The organism is Nocardia sp. NBC_00881 (assembly GCF_045207455.1).
Taxonomy (GTDB): Bacteria; Actinomycetota; Actinomycetes; order Mycobacteriales; family Mycobacteriaceae; genus Nocardia.
The window spans coordinates 149376-167377 of the sequence record NZ_CP108798.1 but is presented as its reverse complement, the minus strand read 5'-3'; the positions used below and the strand labels follow the sequence as shown (position 1 = coordinate 167377).

1 protein-coding gene (only partly in view) is annotated in these 18002 nt (G+C 65.6%); it reads right to left on the bottom strand.

This entire window lies inside a single protein-coding gene on the bottom strand: locus tag OH799_RS00465, encoding an ElyC/SanA/YdcF family protein (protein ID WP_406274080.1). The 112296-nt coding sequence extends 43228 nt beyond the window's left edge and 51066 nt beyond its right edge, so the window shows coding positions 51067-69068 (codon 17023, complete, through codon 23023, partial); reading right to left, the first codon wholly in view occupies positions 18000-18002. Both codon boundaries (start and stop) fall beyond the window edges.

Below are 18002 nucleotides of genomic sequence, written 5' to 3'. Positions count from 1 at the left end.
ACGGCGTTCCGCTTGTCCATGGCGGTGTCGCGACTACGGATCGCCTCGTCGTGTGCCTCCGCGATATCCGCAAGCAACGACTCAGGACCGTCCAGCCGCCTTCGAGCAGCATCGCCGGAAGTCGCCGGTCGATGATCGGGGTCGGCTCCCCTCTCCTCGCCAGCAGCCTCACGACGGCCATCCGGGCCGTGATGGCCGTTGCCGTCCGGCCCGCGCATCGGAGTGCCTCGACCGGCTTTACCCGCGCCGAACCACGTTCCCAGCCGCTGCCCTCGTGCCGCGCCAGCGACCGTGCGCTGATCCGTCAGCCCGGGGATCTCCTGGCCGTCGCGGTAACGCACCCCACCCGAGCCGAGCATCAGGATCGTGTCACCCTCGACGAGCACCTGGACGGTGGCCGTGCGGTAGCGAGGCTTGCCGGCCGCTACCCACTGCAACTCGACCGGCAGGCCATCTTCGACCGCCGCGAGCAACTCGGGATTCGCCCGCATCGCTGTCGTCAGCATCCCGACGAGATCCGCCTCGGAGTCCGCGGACATTCCGACGACCACCACACGCTGCTCGGACTCGATCCCGATCCGGGCGTCGGCAAATCGGATCTCGGTGTCGGACAACGCCATCAAGCCCGCGAGGCGTTCCTCGAGGCGGCGAAGTTCCAGCCGGGCGGCATGCAAGGCGATCGTCCGCTGCAGCGGGTCGAGCGATTCAGAACCGTTATGCCAATCCAGCAGCGCCTCAGTCGAATCCGCACCTATCGCCGCAGCGGCACGGCCCAGCGCGGCGATGTCACCATCGGCCATCGCCACCAAGGCGGCGAGCTGCCGCCGCAGTGCCACACGCTGTTCCGGTGCCCTCGGCCCAGACAAGGATTTGAACGAGGCGACCAAGTCGTGCAACTGCCGCGCAATCTCCGGCTCGATCGCGTCATCGAGATCACGCAGACCGTCACGAGTCTTGGCAACCGCTGCCGCCATCCGCTCTCGCAGCGCCGACAACTCCGCCGAATCGCGATCCACATCCTGGTGCGGCGCGACAGGGTCTCCCGCTTGCGCGGCCGCTACCAATTCCCACTCGTGTGGATCCACACGGGCATGGGCGATGCTGTCGGCCAATGCCTTGACCGCCTCGGACTCGATTTCGCGCACCCGCTCCACGGTCATGTCCAGCGCCGCCGACGTCCGCCACGCATTGCGCAGATTCCAGAACCGCTGCACCAGTACGCGCAGCATGTCCTGGCCGTTCGGAAGCTCGGCCAGCGCCTCCATCCCCGCCAGCACCTGCGCGTTGGTCGCCTTGGACAGCGCCGCGAGATACGGGCTGCCAACCTGCCGCAACGCGTGGACCATCAACACCCGAGCCTCGCCGGGAACCTCGGACAGCGCCGAACTCCCGTCCTCGATGTCGGGCCATGCGTAGTCCGGGGCGGTCCGCGCATAGTCCGGTATCCCCATGAGGGCGTACGGCTGGCTGTCGGGTGGTAGCGGCGCATGGGGAGGTCGGCCGGTCGAATCCGCATCGGTGCCCGCGTTGTGTACCGTGCCCTCGGCATCGCGCCACTGTCCATCTTCGTCGAGCAGTAATGCCATCGGACCGGACCTCAGCGCCGTGTGTCTCTCAACATACAAAGCCGTACGGTCGACTCCTTTGCCATGGATCTTCCACAACTCCACCGGCATCGGTTGTTCTCCGGCGGCCGCGGCCACCTCCGGCGACGACAGCACGTCGAAAACCGCCGCACGACGAGCTGCCTTGTCGTTGCTGTGAGCAACCAGCAGACAAATCTTGCGCTGCCCATCCTTAGTAGTAACGAATCCCGCTCGCGGGGAGAAGAACTCCACGTTTGCGAATTCCGCCCGGTTTGTGGCCCGCTTCAATTGGAACCCGAGGAACGGGTCCTCTTTCCAGGCGCTGGCCGAGTAGCAGAACCCGGCGACGCTGGCAGGAGCCAGCAAGCGCATCGCGGGTCCGATCGGATTCACGACGATCACCGACTCTTTGCTGTCTGTCCGGCTCCCATCGCCAACCTTGGCCAGGTCCTTGCCGACCGACTCCATGTCGGCCAACACCATGTCGACCCCCTCCTCGCGGCGGGCCTCGAGCTGATGCGACCGGCTCCCATCGCCGACCTCGGCCAGGTCCTTGCCGACCGACTCCATGTCAACCAACACCATGTTGACCCGCGCCTTCCTGCGGGCCGCGAGCTTGTGCAATTTGCTGTTGCGCAGGTCAGTAGCCAACCGCACGTCGGGGGCGAACTTGCGGGCCTGCTTTGCCGTGGCGGCGTCGGAGATCACCAAATGGGGGCGGCTGCCACTCCCTGACCGCCGCAAGACCGCGAGCACCATACGCAGCCCTGCCAGGTCGAGATTTCGAGGGACGGCGAGCAGCTCCATATCTTGCAGTTCGGCCATGCGTAGCGCGTGCGCCAAAGGTAATGCCGCGGTATCGACGAAGGCTGTTCCGACGCCGAAGGGTTCCATGCCCGCAAGCACCGGAATACCGTCCACCACTGAGACATCCACCACGATGGTGGATGCACCGGATTCCAGGCCACGGACAAATTCCGCAACCATGTCCTCAGCGGAACCCGAAGGCCAGGTCTCATACATCACCTCCTGAGGTGTCGCCGGCTCCACGGTGCGCGGCCCATGGACGGGAATCGGCCTGTCGGGCAACAGTTCCGGGTACCGCGTCTGCACATCCAGCCGCAACGCCATCATGCGGGCCGCGTCCTCAGGACGATCGGCGCGCACGCGCACGCGCCAGCCGTCATCGCGCACTAGGTCGGCGGTGACATCGGTGCTGTCCACCGACAAACTTGGCCAGACCTCGGACATCCCGAATTCTGGAATCGCGCCGCCGCGCGGCACCACCAGCACCGCGTCCAACCTGCCGTCCGACTCGAAGCGCATCCGCTTCAGTACATCCAAGTCTCCGCTCGCCCAACTGCACCTCACGTCCGTCATCCGACCGCGGAGATCCTTGGTGAATTTCTTCAGCTGATCTTCGGTCAGACCGTCAGTCACTACCTCCAGCATGATTTCTCCGCCCCAGCTGGAATCGCCGATCACAGAGAGTGCCTCGGTCAGCGTGAAGCAACCGACCATGCGCAGATCGGACAGGGTCTTGTTCGCTGTCGCGGTGAGAGATTCGGGAACGACAACGACCTCCCGGTCCGTCGTAGCAATGGACTCGCTGTCCCCGGGCCAGCCGACGCGCAGCTGCACTGTGGCGACGTCCTCGCGCAGCACTCGACGCAGACCTTCGATTCCAGCACTGTCGCCGACCGCGGTCACCGACACCGGGTGGGATTTCGGCTGTTGGTCCGCCGTAATCGGAGCCGGCTCGATCGCCGAAGGCTGCCAGTGTTCGTGTCCGGTAGTGAGCTGTTTCATCCGGTCCGGCGCGGACGTCGTAATACCACCAACACCTATGGCTTTCAACTCGAGTCCGGTGTCCAGGCTGTCGACGCGGTCGGCGATCACGGTGATCCCATATTTGCGGGCGCGACGAACGAAATCCGCGGTCACATCGCCGGCAGGAATCGTCCAGGTAGTGATTCCGTGCTTTCGCGCGAAACGCATCGAAGAGGCACCCCTGTCAATGGGTCCCATGCCGACCAAGGAGTGCACCTTATCGTCCTTGGACACCAGACGGGCGGCATCTCGGTCACGGTCCCATTCGAAGCGGGCGGCGATCCCGTTGCGGGCCAGAATCGCTTCGGCGGCCAGTACGCCGTTGCGTGCACTCGGTATCTCTCGATACGGCTCGTCACGGAACCGCAACGACACACCGACCGGCCAGCCGACGAGTCGGCGGGCGAACTCGTCGAGCGGCATCATCCCGCGCATTCGGGCCTGCTCATAGTCCGCCGGCTGGTCCCAGCTCCGACCGACCGGGAACACCATCGGCACACCGCGGAACCACATCAGCTCGGCGTGGATCACGTTCGCGCCGCTCCGCAGCGCGCGATCAACACCGTCCGGGCTCGCCTCGCCCAGTCGTGTCTGCACCTCGAAGTCCGGCCACGATGTCCGGACGGGGCGGCGGCGCCGCTCGAGGTGTGCGGTCGGATGGCTGTTCACCACTCGAACGGCCGCATCGGGCTCGGTCGAAACAATGCCATCGACACCGAGGTCCAAGGCACGCGCGATGTCCGTGGCCCCGCTGGCGCTGGCGATCACCGGGACGTCCTGTCGTCGCAGCGCATTCCACAGCAGTCGACCGTCGATTGTCTTTGTCTGATCCTCCGGGATCAGGAAAGCGTGCCGCGAATCCGGCGCGATCTGTCTGACGGCATCCAGCACCGTCCAGTCGTCGGCGACGAACTCGGCGATCGGCGCGATCCCATCCGTCGCCAGCACGCAAGCGCCGACCAGGCCCTGGGCGCGTTCGATATCGATCCCGGCCTCGGCGACAATGCGGACCGACAGTGCCACGCCGCAGTCAGCGGCATGCTGGGCGACCTCTGTCAGTGTGGTGTCGGTGCCGGCCAGACACATCTGGTCGCCGTCTTTGTCCAACGTCACGTCGACCTGCACTACTCGCGGCCCGCTGCGGGTTATCGCGTCCGTCCAAGGACCTGTGCCGACCAGCCCACGGACCGTCAGCGGCTCGGCAGCGGTGTCCAGGCCCTCGAGTTCGCCTTGCGCGATCGTCGACTCGATCACCGCCGGCGCCAGATCCCCGAGCAGCCACTGCTCGATCCCCAGCTCGAGCAGACTGTCGAGAGTGCCTTGCGCCCGGTAGGTTTCGGCCACCAGCTGTTCGGCCTTCGCGAGCACCTTCTCCACGACAGCCTCCGCGATCGGCCAAGGACCGAACGCGGCCTCGGCCAGCTCCCGCACCTCCACGTGGTAAAGCCGCGGGAACGCCGTGGCGAGCAGGTGGAAGGCCTCGCGCACCTCGTCAGGGACGTTCTGATCGGCGATGACCTGTTTGTTCGGGAGGTCGATCGCTCCCTTCATCTCGAACAGAATGGCGAGCAGGGTTTCGTTCAGAACGGGAGTGGTCTCGGTCGGATCATCGGTAACGGGGCCGTAATCCCGCATCCCGTAGGCGAGGTAGGTTTCGACGGGCACATCGATCGCGGCCACGGAGAGGTGAATCTCGTAGTCGATCTCACCATTCCGCCGCTTGTCCGCGACCCATTTCTCGGCCAATGCCTTGGTGCGACGCAGGTGGTGCGGGTTGGAGAGGAACCGGACGGAGGTGGGATACCTGCCGTCGACCTTCAATTTCTCCATGGAGAAGTCGATGTTCTCCCACGTGGTCGATGCTTCCGACTCCTCGATGATCCGCAGCTCGGACTGTGCGTCGTAGGCCGCCAGCTCCTCGCTGATGATGGTCGATTCGGCTGCAGCCGATTCCGGGCCTCGATGACCGGACACAACGACAGGCTTACCTCGGAGATCGGGATTGTCGACATAGTGATTCCAGAACACTGCTGCGATCGATCGCGCAGTAGCGGGGTTCCCGAGCACGATGGTCGCCTCGGGGGCGGGCTGGTTACTCAAGCCGGACGCCGAAACCCGGTCGGCGGAAAGGAATTCCCACACCTTCCGCAGACCGGTCAGCGCTGCGCCGCTGTCGAGCCGACGCAGGTCCGCGAACCAGGCTTCCAGTTCGGCCAGGACGGATGCCGGGACCGGCGCATCAGGGGCCGGGTCACCGGGTACGGCGACGGAGTTGGATTCCGCACCCTCGGCACTCGGCTCCGGCTTCGGATTCGGCCGCCGGATGGGGTGCCGTCTGCCTCGGAGTGGCTGCTTCCAGGATGGCCGCCTCGATGTTCCGAAACCCTCATCCCCCGGGAGATGATCCGCACCGAACGACCTGCCGCGTTCCGCCTGGGATGTCGCGTCATCCAGCTGCTCCTGCAACCGCTGCAAAGCGGCCCGCAGCTGCTCGGGTGTCCGGGTGTCCTGCTCCCACAGGCGCGGCGGATTCTTGAGGAACTTCTGCGCACCACCCATGTCGGTGCGGCCGGCGGACCGGCGGGTGCCGATCAATTCGACGAACTTCTCGGGATCGTTCATTGCCGTACGAATACGCACAAGGGCTTGCTGGACGACCGTCAGGAACATGTACTCCATGGCTGCGAGAACGAGTTCCGGCCTGGTCTCGGCCACACTCCCAGGGCGCAACTCGGGAGTGCTGCCCGGGTAGGTGAGTACACCGGACTTGTACAGATAGCCGAGTTCTTTGTTGATCGCTTCCACGGGAACCATCTGTTCCCGCAACACCTCAGCCAGATATACCGCGGAAGCGGCGTTGTTGTTCCGCACTCGGGCCAGTTTGTCGCGACTGTAGACGGCGAGATCCAGGCCCTCACAAGTGCCTTCGCCGAATTGATCGCGAATCATCACCTTGCCGCCGGGGTAGCCGGCCCAGAAACTTCCGTCCTCCTCGTCCCAGACCTCGAGCTGGTTGTCCGGGTAGGTGGCTACCTGACGGAGGTAGTCGACGAACGCGTTGATGTCGACTTCGCCCTCGTCGACGATCAGGATGTGCGGGGCTGCGATGCCGTGGCGGCGCGCCTCGAGTTCCCAGCGAACCACGCTCTCCATCGCGGCCCGGGTGTAGGTGCGCTTGTAGGTGCGGGTGCCGTCCTCGTTGTTGACCACCTCGACCTTCGCCACCAAGAAGGGCTTCTTGCCCAGCTTTTCGCGGATTTCCTTGATATGGGGGTTCTCGTCTTCGACACTTTCGTGAATCCGGTCCAGCAGCATGATCACGTGCGCCCGCCCACCGAGCACCTGGTACTTCAGCGCGTCCAGGACCATACCCAGCAGCTCGTCCAGCGTGGTGTCCTTGATGAACGCGGTAACGGTGGGCTGGCCGTCCGGGCCGACGGCCAGTCGGCCCGCCTTGGCGGTGTACGGGCCGAAGAACTCGATCTCGGGGAACGGACCACCGAGCACATGGTTGAGCAGAAGCTCGTAGATCGCCTCCTCGGAGACGTCGAATCCGTTCTCCCGCAACCAGGTGGCGAGGTCGGTGGACAGCATCGGGTTGGCACGGAACCAGTCGGCGAGGTCCGGAAGCATCGCCCGCAGCTCGGCCTCGGCCGCGGCCCGCAGTGCTGCGACGCGGTCCTCGGTGTCCGTGAGGGTCGACCAGGCATCAGCTTCGACCTCGGGCTTCTTGGCTGTCGCCCAGGCCCGCGTCCATTCCTTCAGGTCCGCGTTCGTCACCGCGGTCACCAACGCCATGTCGGCGGCGTCGACGGCGTCGGTGATCATTGCCTCGAGGTCGGCGTGCACGACGATCGGCTTGCGTCGTAGCAGACCGTCCAAGTGTTCCGCGGCCGAGTCCGCACCAACGAGGTGAATGTCCACGATCTCATCGGAAACCAGCTGATCACGCAGCTGTGTCGCGAAATATTCCACGAACCGGTCGTGGGCCGCCGTCTGTGCCGCGCTCATCAGGTCGGCGCGATTGGCCTTGGATCCGAAGAACAGTTGTGGATCGACCTCGGGCCCGCGCGGATTCTGCGTCGCCCGCTCGCGGATCTCGGCGACCAGTCGTGCCCGCTGCTCCGGATCGATCAGCTCGTCCAGCAGCGCCTTCTTCAGCGCCGTGCGGCCCTTCTTGTTCCCGAAGATTCCCGTGATCCGCTGACGGGCCTGGATCCGGTGGTCGTCCGGGCCGTCGGCATAGGGATTGGGCGTGTTCAGATTCTTGACCTGGGTGGGTCGCTCGGCCTGCGAACGCGTCAGGTAGCGGACGACCTTGTCCAGTTCGTTGTCGTTGTCGTTGTCGTTCAGGACCGTGAGATTCCATTCCTCGCCATCCGGGGTCGCCTCCTGCACCCGGGTCAGCAGGGCTTCCATGGCAGGGTCGAGCCCATCCGGGTCTGCCGCCTCAGCTTCCGGCTCGGGTCCCGCGTCGGTCGCGGGTTCGGTGTCCACCGCGGCCGCGGTCTGCTCGGCGAGCGCGTTGTTCACGGCGCGGACTAGGTCCTCATAGCGCTCGCGCATCTGCGCGACGCGCTTCTCGGCGACCAGCCGCGCCACGATCGCACGGCCCTGATCGTTGAGGACCGCCGCCGCGGGACCGGAGAGCAGCTGCTGCGGATCCTCGATGCCGGTTGCATCCACCAGCGCATCGATGTCGCTGTCATCGCGGAAGTCGTAGGTGACGGCCGCCTCGTCCATGAGGACGTTGATCCGACCCCACGCGACATTCATCCGGTCCTCGCGCTCGTCCGCAGCGGCACGCTGGACGAAAACCCAGATCCCTTCGGTGAATGCGTCGGCATCGCGGCCGTCTTCCATGGCACGATCACGAGCGTCTTCAGCGGCCTCGGCCCGCTGAACGGCGGCCGCGCGTTGTGCGTCGGCGCGGTCCCGTTCCGCACGCTCTTCGCGGATCGCCTCGGCGATCGCGATCAAACGATCCTCGTCCGCGGTGCGCGGACTCAGCTGCATCTCGGCAAGTTCCAGTTGGGCTTTCGTTGCCGCGAGGTCCTCGTGGAGATACTCGAGCAGGGAGTTCGCCGGCTCCTGGTAGGGCTCGTCACGCGCGGTGCTTCGTCCCGACCACGTCACATCGATCCGGCGCTGGTGGGTGTTCGGGTCGAGCGTCAGCTCGGCGGTGGCCGTTCCGCCGTCGCGCAGCAGCTTCGACAACTCCTCGAACCGCTTGACCGGGCTCAGCGGGTCGGCAAGATGCTGATCGTCGGGCCAGCCGGCCATCCACCCGTTCGCCAGCTGACCGCGCGCGGCCTCCCTCACGTCGTCGGCGTCCAGGTCAGCGGGCTTGGACCACTCGGCTTTCCACCCGTGGCCACCGCCCAGCGACGTCAGTGTGTGCCAGCTCTGCGCGCCGCCGAACTCGATGCGCAGCTGGGTACCCGGCTCGACCACCACACGAAGGTGCGGGTGCACCCGCAGCGCCTCGGTCACCCACTCCGACAACCAACCGGCCATCCGCGGCGGGATGCTGCCGTTCTCGGCGATCACGAGATTCTCCACCAGCGCGGCAAGATCACCGACGCCGTCGCCTGCACTGGCAGTGAACTCGATACGTGTCCCGGAACCTGGCTCGGCAACCACCCGAACGTGCGGGTGCACCCGCAGCGCCTCGGCCACCCAGCCCCCCACTTCGGGCGCTGCGCCGCGCTGATCGGCGCTCACAAGACTTTCCACCAGCGCGGCAAGATCACCGACGCCGTCCCCTGCCGAACCGTCGAAGTCGATACGCCCGTCCGCGTGGAACTCGAACCGCAGCGACTCTTCGCCCGCGACCTCGGTGTCACGAATCGTGGTCGATCCGGTTCGGCCGTCCACCTCCAGCCACATCGGCTTCGACCAACCGTTGGCCAGTGCCGTGCGCACCCAGCGCGAGGCGAACTTACTGCGCCTGCTGTCGGTCAGGCTCGCGATGACCGTCGCCCACAGATGTGCCTGTTCGGCGGGCGTGGCGGTGTCGCCCGACTCGACCCGCAACGATCCCGGCGCGTGCGTCTGCCACCGCATCCGCAACCGGAGGGTGCCGTCGCGGTCCCGTACCTCGACGTCGATCTCACCGCCGCCGACCGGCGTGACCTCGACCTGGGAGTCGAACCGCAACGCGGCATCGATCACCTTCAGCGGTGTGCCCAGCAACGGGTTGCCGTCCTGCGTGAACCGGCCGCCACCGGATTGCGCCCTGGTGATCCGGCGCATCTCTTCCTTGATCGCCTCGCGCAGTTGCCACCTGGCCGTCTTTTCCACCGTGTGGTCGAGCAGGGCTTCGTCTCTGGTCAATTTCGTGTACGACCACAAACCCTTTTCTGCCTCGAGGTGGGCCTTGCCGGCCTGGACGTAGTCCACAGACGCGGCGAGCAGTTCCGTGACCAGCTGGTGTCGGCGTGCCAGCTCCGCAGCGACCGTCGCGTCGGACTCGGGTTCCCCCGCCCTGCGCTCGTGGTACAGCAGTTCCTCGTCGAGCTGGGCCAGCAGTCGGCGCAGTTCACCAGTTGCCCAGGGACCGGGCTCCGCCGGAATGCGGTCGTAGCGACTTCCGCCGAGCAGCTCGTGGAGTAGCTCTGAGTATTCCGCACTCGCACTCGCCTCTGACGCGGCTGCCCCACGGAAGTCGGCATGCAGCCGTTGCACGTTCTCGCGCAACCTTTCAATCGCGCGCGCTCGCACGGAATCTCCGGCCGCCTCGGCGGCAGCCTGCGCGAGTTGCAGAGCATGATCGGCCAACGGGGTCGAATCGATTTCGCCGTCGGCGTCCGGCTGCGCCGGTGTGGGAGCCGCGCCACCCGGGCCCGTCGGTGCCGCTCCGTCGTCAGCCGGCCCACCGTCGCGCCCCCACGAACCCATGTCCGCATCACCAGGCACAGCCGGACCACGCATCGGACGGTATCGGCCCTTATTCGGCCGCCCGTACGGTGACAATCCGCCGCGGTGCGGACCGACACCCGGTACAAGCACATCACCGGGACCGCGCCACAGTCCCTGAGAATCCCTACGACTGGCCGTACCCGCAGGTTCGGCGGACAGTCCGGTTTTCGCGTCTTGCGTTTTCGCCAATTGGGACCCGGCAGCGACCGCCCCGGCCTGCCGGCGGACGAGTGCGAGCAATCCTTTTTGCTCGAACTCCTGCACCATCGCCGGGCTGTATTTGGTCTCCTTCGCCGTCTCACCGACGGTCATGCCTTCGAGGTGACGCAGGCGCACCACGTTCTGCTCCTCGGCGGGCAGCGTCCGGAGCAGTTTGCGGATCGTCGGCAGCCCCAGGCCACCGGCGGGGCCAGCCGGGCGAGTCAGCGTTCGGTTGTCGTTCTCCGACCGATCCGCTACCTCGGCAGGCGGCCGCCGCATTTCGAACCACGCCGTGTCTCCGTCCGGCCGCGACTCGACACCCCAAGTCGTGGTTGCCGGGTCGAGGGTCCCCGCCCAGGTCTGGTTCGTCATGATCTCCGCGGACAAGGCGCCAGGGCTCGCCAGTTCGATCCGAACACCATCGTCGAGCACGGTGACGGTGAACCGCCGGTCGGCGACCGTGCCCGGTTCCACCATTTCCAAGAGACGCTGGGTGGCGACGGAGGCGGCCTCGATCTGGGCTGCACTGAGTCCGGGGGCGGCACTCAGTCTTTCGGCAACGTTGGCCAGGACCGCCGCCCGCGCCCAGATAGGCCACCGCTGGCCCTGGACGAGCACCTCGTACGGCGCCGACGACGCCGGATCAGCGATCAGGCCTGAATCGATCACCTCTGCGATCGCCTTCGAGGTTTCCCGTTCGAGCGCGGCATAAGTCCGGTTTCCGATACCCAGCACCGAGGCGGTTTCCACCGCGGTCCGCCCCTTCAGGTAACGGTGAGTGGCAATGAGTTTCCGTACCGTCGACAGTTCGGGCAGGCGGTTGATGGCGGCGAGACTCAACCCCGCGATCGCAGTCATGTCATGGTTGTTGCGCACCAATCGTTTCCGTAGCTCGGCTCGTGCTTGGCCGACTTGACCCGCTTGGTGCGCGCGGACACCGTAGAGTCCCCGGATCTTCAGCAGATCCGCTATCTCGCCCCCTGCCCGATCCGCGATCGCGATCACCGGAAGATCCCCAGCCGCCCGCACGAGTGTGGCGACCGAATCCGTCGTCGCCCTATCGACGACCAGCAGCGTGGCACCAGACTCGCGCACTCGAGCCAGGATTTCGACCTCGCTCGCCCCTTCGCTGACGCGCACAACGAGACCGCGAGCAAGATTCGGCGCCAGTGCGGCGGCGGCCTCGATGACGCGAGGGTCGTCACTCTCAAACCGAATCTTCAACACATGCCGGTCCACCACGGCCAGCACCGATTTCACCATCTCGGTCGCGCCGCCGGGCTCGGCCGAGACACCCACGACCAGCGTGGCGCCACTGCCTGCCAATGCCCTCGCCGCACGCTCCAGCGACGACAGCGCGGACGGACCGGCCTCCACAACATATTCGGCGGGCTGCGACTCGCTCTCCAACGCCTCGGCATTCAGCCGAAGTGATTCGATCGGCCCGGCGACCGCGGCGGGAGCGGACGCGACCCGTGACGGCAGGAACGCCACCGCCGCTTCGACTACCCGCTCAGGATTCATGGTCTCGAAACCCGACACACCCATCGCCATCAACCGGCGGATCTCGGCCGCATCCGGTTCGGTCTCGAACCGCACCTGCACTGGAAGTCCCTCGGCCGCAAACAGTATCGACGGGGACGGCTCGTGGGTCACCGACAGCGCGGACACCCCGGCCGCGCTGGCAGTGGCCACAGCATCCTCGTCGGCCTCCGGCCCGAACATCGCGATCAGGTCGACTCCGTCCGGAGCGTTCCTCCATACCCGCGCATCGAGACTCGACACCTGATAGCGCACACCGGAATCCGACACCGCGTCCCCGACCGCGCCGAGGAACTCGGCGATCTCACCATCCGGCCAGGAGCCTTCGGTATCGAGACGCACATCCAGCACCACCGGATACGTTGCGCCCGCCACCTGTGCGGCCACCTCCGACAGCAGCGTCACCTCGACACCGTCGGCCCTCAGTTCGTCGAGCGATTTGCCACGCACCCACTCTGCGACGGACGTGGCATCAGGCACGCCAGCCGGCGCATACACCGAAACCACCTGCCCATCGGAGGTGATCACTACCGGCACACGCACTTTCGCCGCTCCCGAGGCGAGGGCACCCTGCAAACCTTCGGCACCGCGGTCCGCCAGCGCCATGACGTCGTAGCGACCCGCTCGAATCGAAATGTCCTGCGCGACAGGGCCGATGAGCTGGACGCTCGCACTAGGCGCATCAGCGGGGCCGCCTTCGATCGGCACATCAGAGTAGGAACGTGGCCCCCGGGTCTCATCCGCGCCACCGACACTGAAAGACCCACGCACCGGGATCAGTTCGTCGACGGCGAGCAAGGCGCGGATCTGACGGATCCGTGGATCCGTCACCGCGTCGATGTCAGAGTGCAGTTGCTCCGGCGCGGTCACTCCGAGGGCCGCCATGTCCGCGTCCAGCTGGTCGCGAACACCGGCGATCGCGGTCTCCCGTTCGGTATAGGCCAAATGGTAGGCACCGACGTAATCGTCCGGCAGGAACCGCTGATCGGTCACGTCATGCGCCTCGTGGTCGACAGCAGGCACGGGATCGGCTTGTCCGAGAAGAACTCCGGAGTCATCGATGACTCGCTGATCGGCACGTCCGGCCAACATATCTCGGTATGCCTCCGACAGGAGAATCTCGCCGCTCGGGAATTCCGCGAAATCATCGACCGTGGCGCGGGTGGTCTGTGTGTCGAATAATGCATCGATTTCGCGCTCGAGCCGGGCTATTTCTCGCAAGCCAGCGGACACGTAATCGAACACCTCGCTGTTCTCGGCCACCAGTGCCGCACGGAACCTGTGCAGCCGAGTCACCGAACCACCGGAAGTGCCGGTGCCGTCGGCGGATTCGACGAGGGCGTCACCGAGCAGGTCGAGGAACTCGGTGCTCACGCCGGTCCGCTCCAGCGCGGTTCGCAGTGTCTGTGCGGCGGTGCCGGAATCCGGCAATTCCAGGGCGAGCCGGCACAGCTCAAGGGCGCACAGGCGGATCGCTCCGAGGAACGGGCCGGGTTCAGCCAGGCGGTCGAGCATGGCACCGAACGTCTCGATGGTGGCCTGGACGGGGTAGGCGAACAGGCTGTCCGTCGTGTTGACTCCGCCCAGCAATCGCCGCACGGCGAATATCTCTGCGGCGGTGGGGGTCAGGACCCCGAACCTCATATCCTCCAGCAGGCCCTGAGCGCGGTAGATCGCTGCCAGGTGGTCGCGGAGAATCTTCTGCTCCGCTTCCGGACGAGCATCGATCTTCTCGAGCGCCTCATCGTGGAACCTGGCGGCCGGTCCCAGCCGAACCGTCTCCGAACCGACTTCCCAGTATCGGACAGCTCCCGCATAACGAGGGACGGTCTGTGCATCGTCCCCGGCCGCAAGAGCGACAGCTTCCGGGGAGCCGCTGAGCCGCACCGGCGCATGCGGACGGAATTTCGCGCTGAGGCGGTCATGGATCTCAAGAATCTCGGGCGGTATCGGTCGGCCGGCAATATGTCCCTTGCTCGGGCTTTCGACCAGCAGCCGTACTTCGTTCAGCAGCACCACATCGATATCGCGAGGATCCGGATTGTCGGATGGGCCGCTCGGCAATCCGTGGTGCAGGAATTCCTCGACTGAAACGTCTTCGGACACCACGGCGATCTGCCCGAGCTGCGGATACCGCATCTTCAGCGTCGCCGCCACGCGAGGGCCGTGCGGTGGCCGCGTGAACAGCAGGAAATTCATGCCCGCCAGGTCGTCGACACCGTTCAGCTCGGGATGCCGCTCGATGAGCATCTGCATGGCGTTGTCGACATTCTGGAGGGTGTTCTCGGCGCTCGGCTCCACAAGAATCAGGTGTGCGGGATGGCCCTGTGCCTTCACGAAGAACTCGGCCGTGGCGGCTTCGCCATCCCGGCCGGAGACAACCAACCAAGTATCGGAAAGTCCTTGTTCGACAAGGAACTTCCCGGCATTGGTCGACAGACGCTTCGGCCGCCGGTGTCCGGCCAACAGTCCAAACTTGTACTCGCGCTGCGGATCGTATGCTCGATCCGGATCGAACCACGGCGAGGTCCGATCGTTTCGCAGATAAGCCCACAGCGTCTTGAAATCGGCCATCGCCTGGTCCACCTCGGATGGCGGGTACTGCGCCACCAGCCAATTCACAAACCAGCCCGCATCGGATGTCACCCCTCGCTGACCACGACGATCGGGCCGGTGGCCTGGGTCATCGGGGCCTCGGCGCGGAGGCTCGCCGTCCGGGGGCCACACGCTCCCGAGGCCAGGGGCGCCGGATGGCCCCGGCGGCGCCTCGTCCACGACCGGCTGTTCGATCGCACCAGCAACATTCGGATGCCCGGCCGGATTCTCTCGCAACATCCGCCCGTGCCGTGCGACCAACTCTCGAGTAGCGGCGTAACGGAGGGCCATGAACTCGTCACTGTCTACCCGTAGTCCGATCGCAGTCGCGACCGCCTTCAAGGACTTGGTGGTCAACAGCGCGTTCAGGTAGTCGCCTGTCGCCTTGTCGAGCTGGGGCTCCTCGACCAGCAATTCCGAGGCATCGCCGCTGCGGAGTATCGCAAGAATCGCACTCGGCGGCTCAGGAATCCCGTCGCGATCGAGCAGGTTCTCCGCGTCGAGCAGCTTGTGCACCATGAATTCGATGGCTTCCGACGCATGCCGCAGCGGCTTCTTCAGGACGAACGTAGCTTGCCCAGCTGGCGTTCCTTCGGATATCAGTCGCAGCACCCCCTGGTACTCCGGCGGGACCTTCGCGAAGGCGGCACTGTAGCTACCATCGTCGCGCGCAAACGCCCGTGCGACCGCCTCCTGCCGGTACTTCCCGGACTTGGGCACCCCCTTACTGGACAGGAGATTGGCCAGTTCGCGAGCAACCTGCTTGGGTAACCGACTGCTGGGTTGACTCAGCCCCTTGCGCTCGCCCAGCCACGCCAGCACCAACGTCCGATCCGCGTCCGAAACCCAGAACAGCGCCGGCCGCAGTACCTCGGGCAGCACGTCGGCCACCATCGCGACGAGATCGGCTGCCGCATCGTCCACCGATTCCGGACCGGATGCCGGATCATGTCCCGCGCCAGCTGCCAGTATCCCAAGACCGGTCCCGGGCAACGGATTCGAAGGATCGAAGACGGTGTCAGAGGTGGGGGCGAGGTAGTCGCCGCCGTAATGGTCCGCCTCCGTCCCGCTGTACCGGTCCTCCCAGAGTTGTTCGAGGAACTCGCGGAGGCGAGAAACCAACTGGCTGTCGGCAAGCATGTTCGCCTTGATCTGCTCGACGGCCTGCTCCCAGGCGATCACACCGTCCTGGACCTTGACGATGAGGTCGCGTTCGCCGAAGTCATCGGCGGTGCAGTCGTAGACCTCCTGGGTATAGCTGCCGATGTCGGTACCGTCGTGCTGGTCGATCTCCCACCACACATGCGCGGCCGACAGCAGCGGCTCGGCATGCGGATCCAGTGTCCGATCGATTTCTCGGTCGATCCAGTCGTCTGCCGCCATTCCCGGACTGGGCTCCAACGGCGCGACCTGTATGTCGGTTCCGGTGCGTGCCTGGATGACCAGGCGCGCGAGTTCCCACACCACGCGGCCGGGGTCGTCCAGGAGGTCGGCACCGACGGTGATGTGCTTGCTTTCATGGACGACGCTTGTCTGGGTCCCGTAGCCGACCAGTACTTCCCAGCCGTCCAGGTTCATCAGACCGTCGCGGAATGCGGGAGCCTTGCAGATCAGGTCGAAAACGACATCACCCAAGGCGTGCAGCCGATCCCACATTGCCTCGTAGCGAGGAACATTCTCGTGGTAGCCGCTGTATTTCGCGGGATTGTGGTGCATGTACGCAGCGATCTCAGCGCGTCCTTGCTCCCACGTGATCTTGCCCTGGCGGACGCGGTCATAGGTGTGCTGTTCGAATGCGTAGATGCGCCGCGCGGTTCCGGTGACTGCCCCGTCGGGATCGACGTCGGCGCCAGTGGCATGCGGGTCGGCGCCGATATCGGTGCCGCCGTTGCTTTGAACCTCGTACTGGCCCTGTGCAGCACCAAGATTCGCCTCGGCCTCGTGCGCGAAGACTTTACGCTGCACCCATTCGTCACGGGTTTCGCCCGGCAACACATGGTCCGGTCCGATGGGCTTCTCGACCGTATGCATGATCTCGTGGAAGAGTGTCCAGGCACTGCGACCGTCCAGTCCGCGCAGGACGGTATTGAGCGCAACTCGTTTGTCGCCGAAGCTACAGTATCCCCACTTGCCCTCCATGTCGGCCTCGTAGTGGAACTCGTAGCCGTCCGCCAACGCTTGCTCGTAGCGCGCTTTCATGCTCTGGGACAGCTCCAGCAGCGCCCGCACATCGTCGGGGAGTCGGAAGGCGGCCTGCTCCGCGGTGACCATTCCGGGTGCCGCCGAATCCGCAGAGAGCAGTGGGGCCGCAACAGTTCCCACCACGGACGCAATCCCGGCCGCCGTCAGGAACTGTTTGCGGGTCAACGGAGTGGCGAATCCTCGAGGCATCGCCGATTGAGCAACAGACAGCTCACCGACCCGACGAGCAAGTTCGGACAGAACTCGCAATTCGCGTTCGAGGTAAGGCTCGGGTTCAACTCCACCGTCGGTTGGGTGTCCGGCGTACATGGCCGCCACCACTTCACGGTCTACATTGTCCGGCCCGAACTGCACATGCAGGAATTGCTGGTCGGGCTGCGTCAACTGACCACTTGCGGCTTCGATCAGCTCGGCATCGGTCCCCGACAGGATCCGATAAGTCTCATCGGACGCATCGATCCCGTGGTCATCACGCAATACATCGAGCATCTGCCGCAGATCGAAGAGGCCGACAGGCCGGTTGATTTCGGGGTCGTCGAGATTTGCGCCGATCTCTGGATCAGGCGGCAACTCCGGGCCGATCCCCTGGCCCGCGATCAGCAGTTCGTCGGTCAGCGGCAAACCATCGTTGGTACCGGGAACCCGGTCCCTGTCGATCCGCGTGACGGCCGCGCCGTCCCGGACAACCGTCGCCCACGTCCGCTTCGGCGCCCCGCGCGAACCGTCACCGAACCACCCGCCGGGAATATGCTCGATCGGCTCCCAGCGCCCATTGATCCGTTCCCACGCCACGACAACCCCGCCGAGCTTCGCGACCGCGTAGGCGTGACAATCCGCCCCGGGCATCCCGGAGTGGAGGTCGACGACAATCGCCACATCACCCTCGTCGAGAGCGTTCGCGATCCTGTCGTGCGCGTTCAAGCCATCGTGCGACACGAATTCTTCGAGTTCTGCCGCAGGGTTGTTCTTTTGCAATCGGGCAAGGGTCTGCGATACCGATTCCGCCGCCAACGCCGACTGCGGGTTCCGAGAGGCATCGACCGCGCCGGGATGTATTGCGTTGGCGACCGCACAGGTGTTCTGGACGCAGGATCCCGGCAAATCGTCTGTCGACTCGTCCAATGC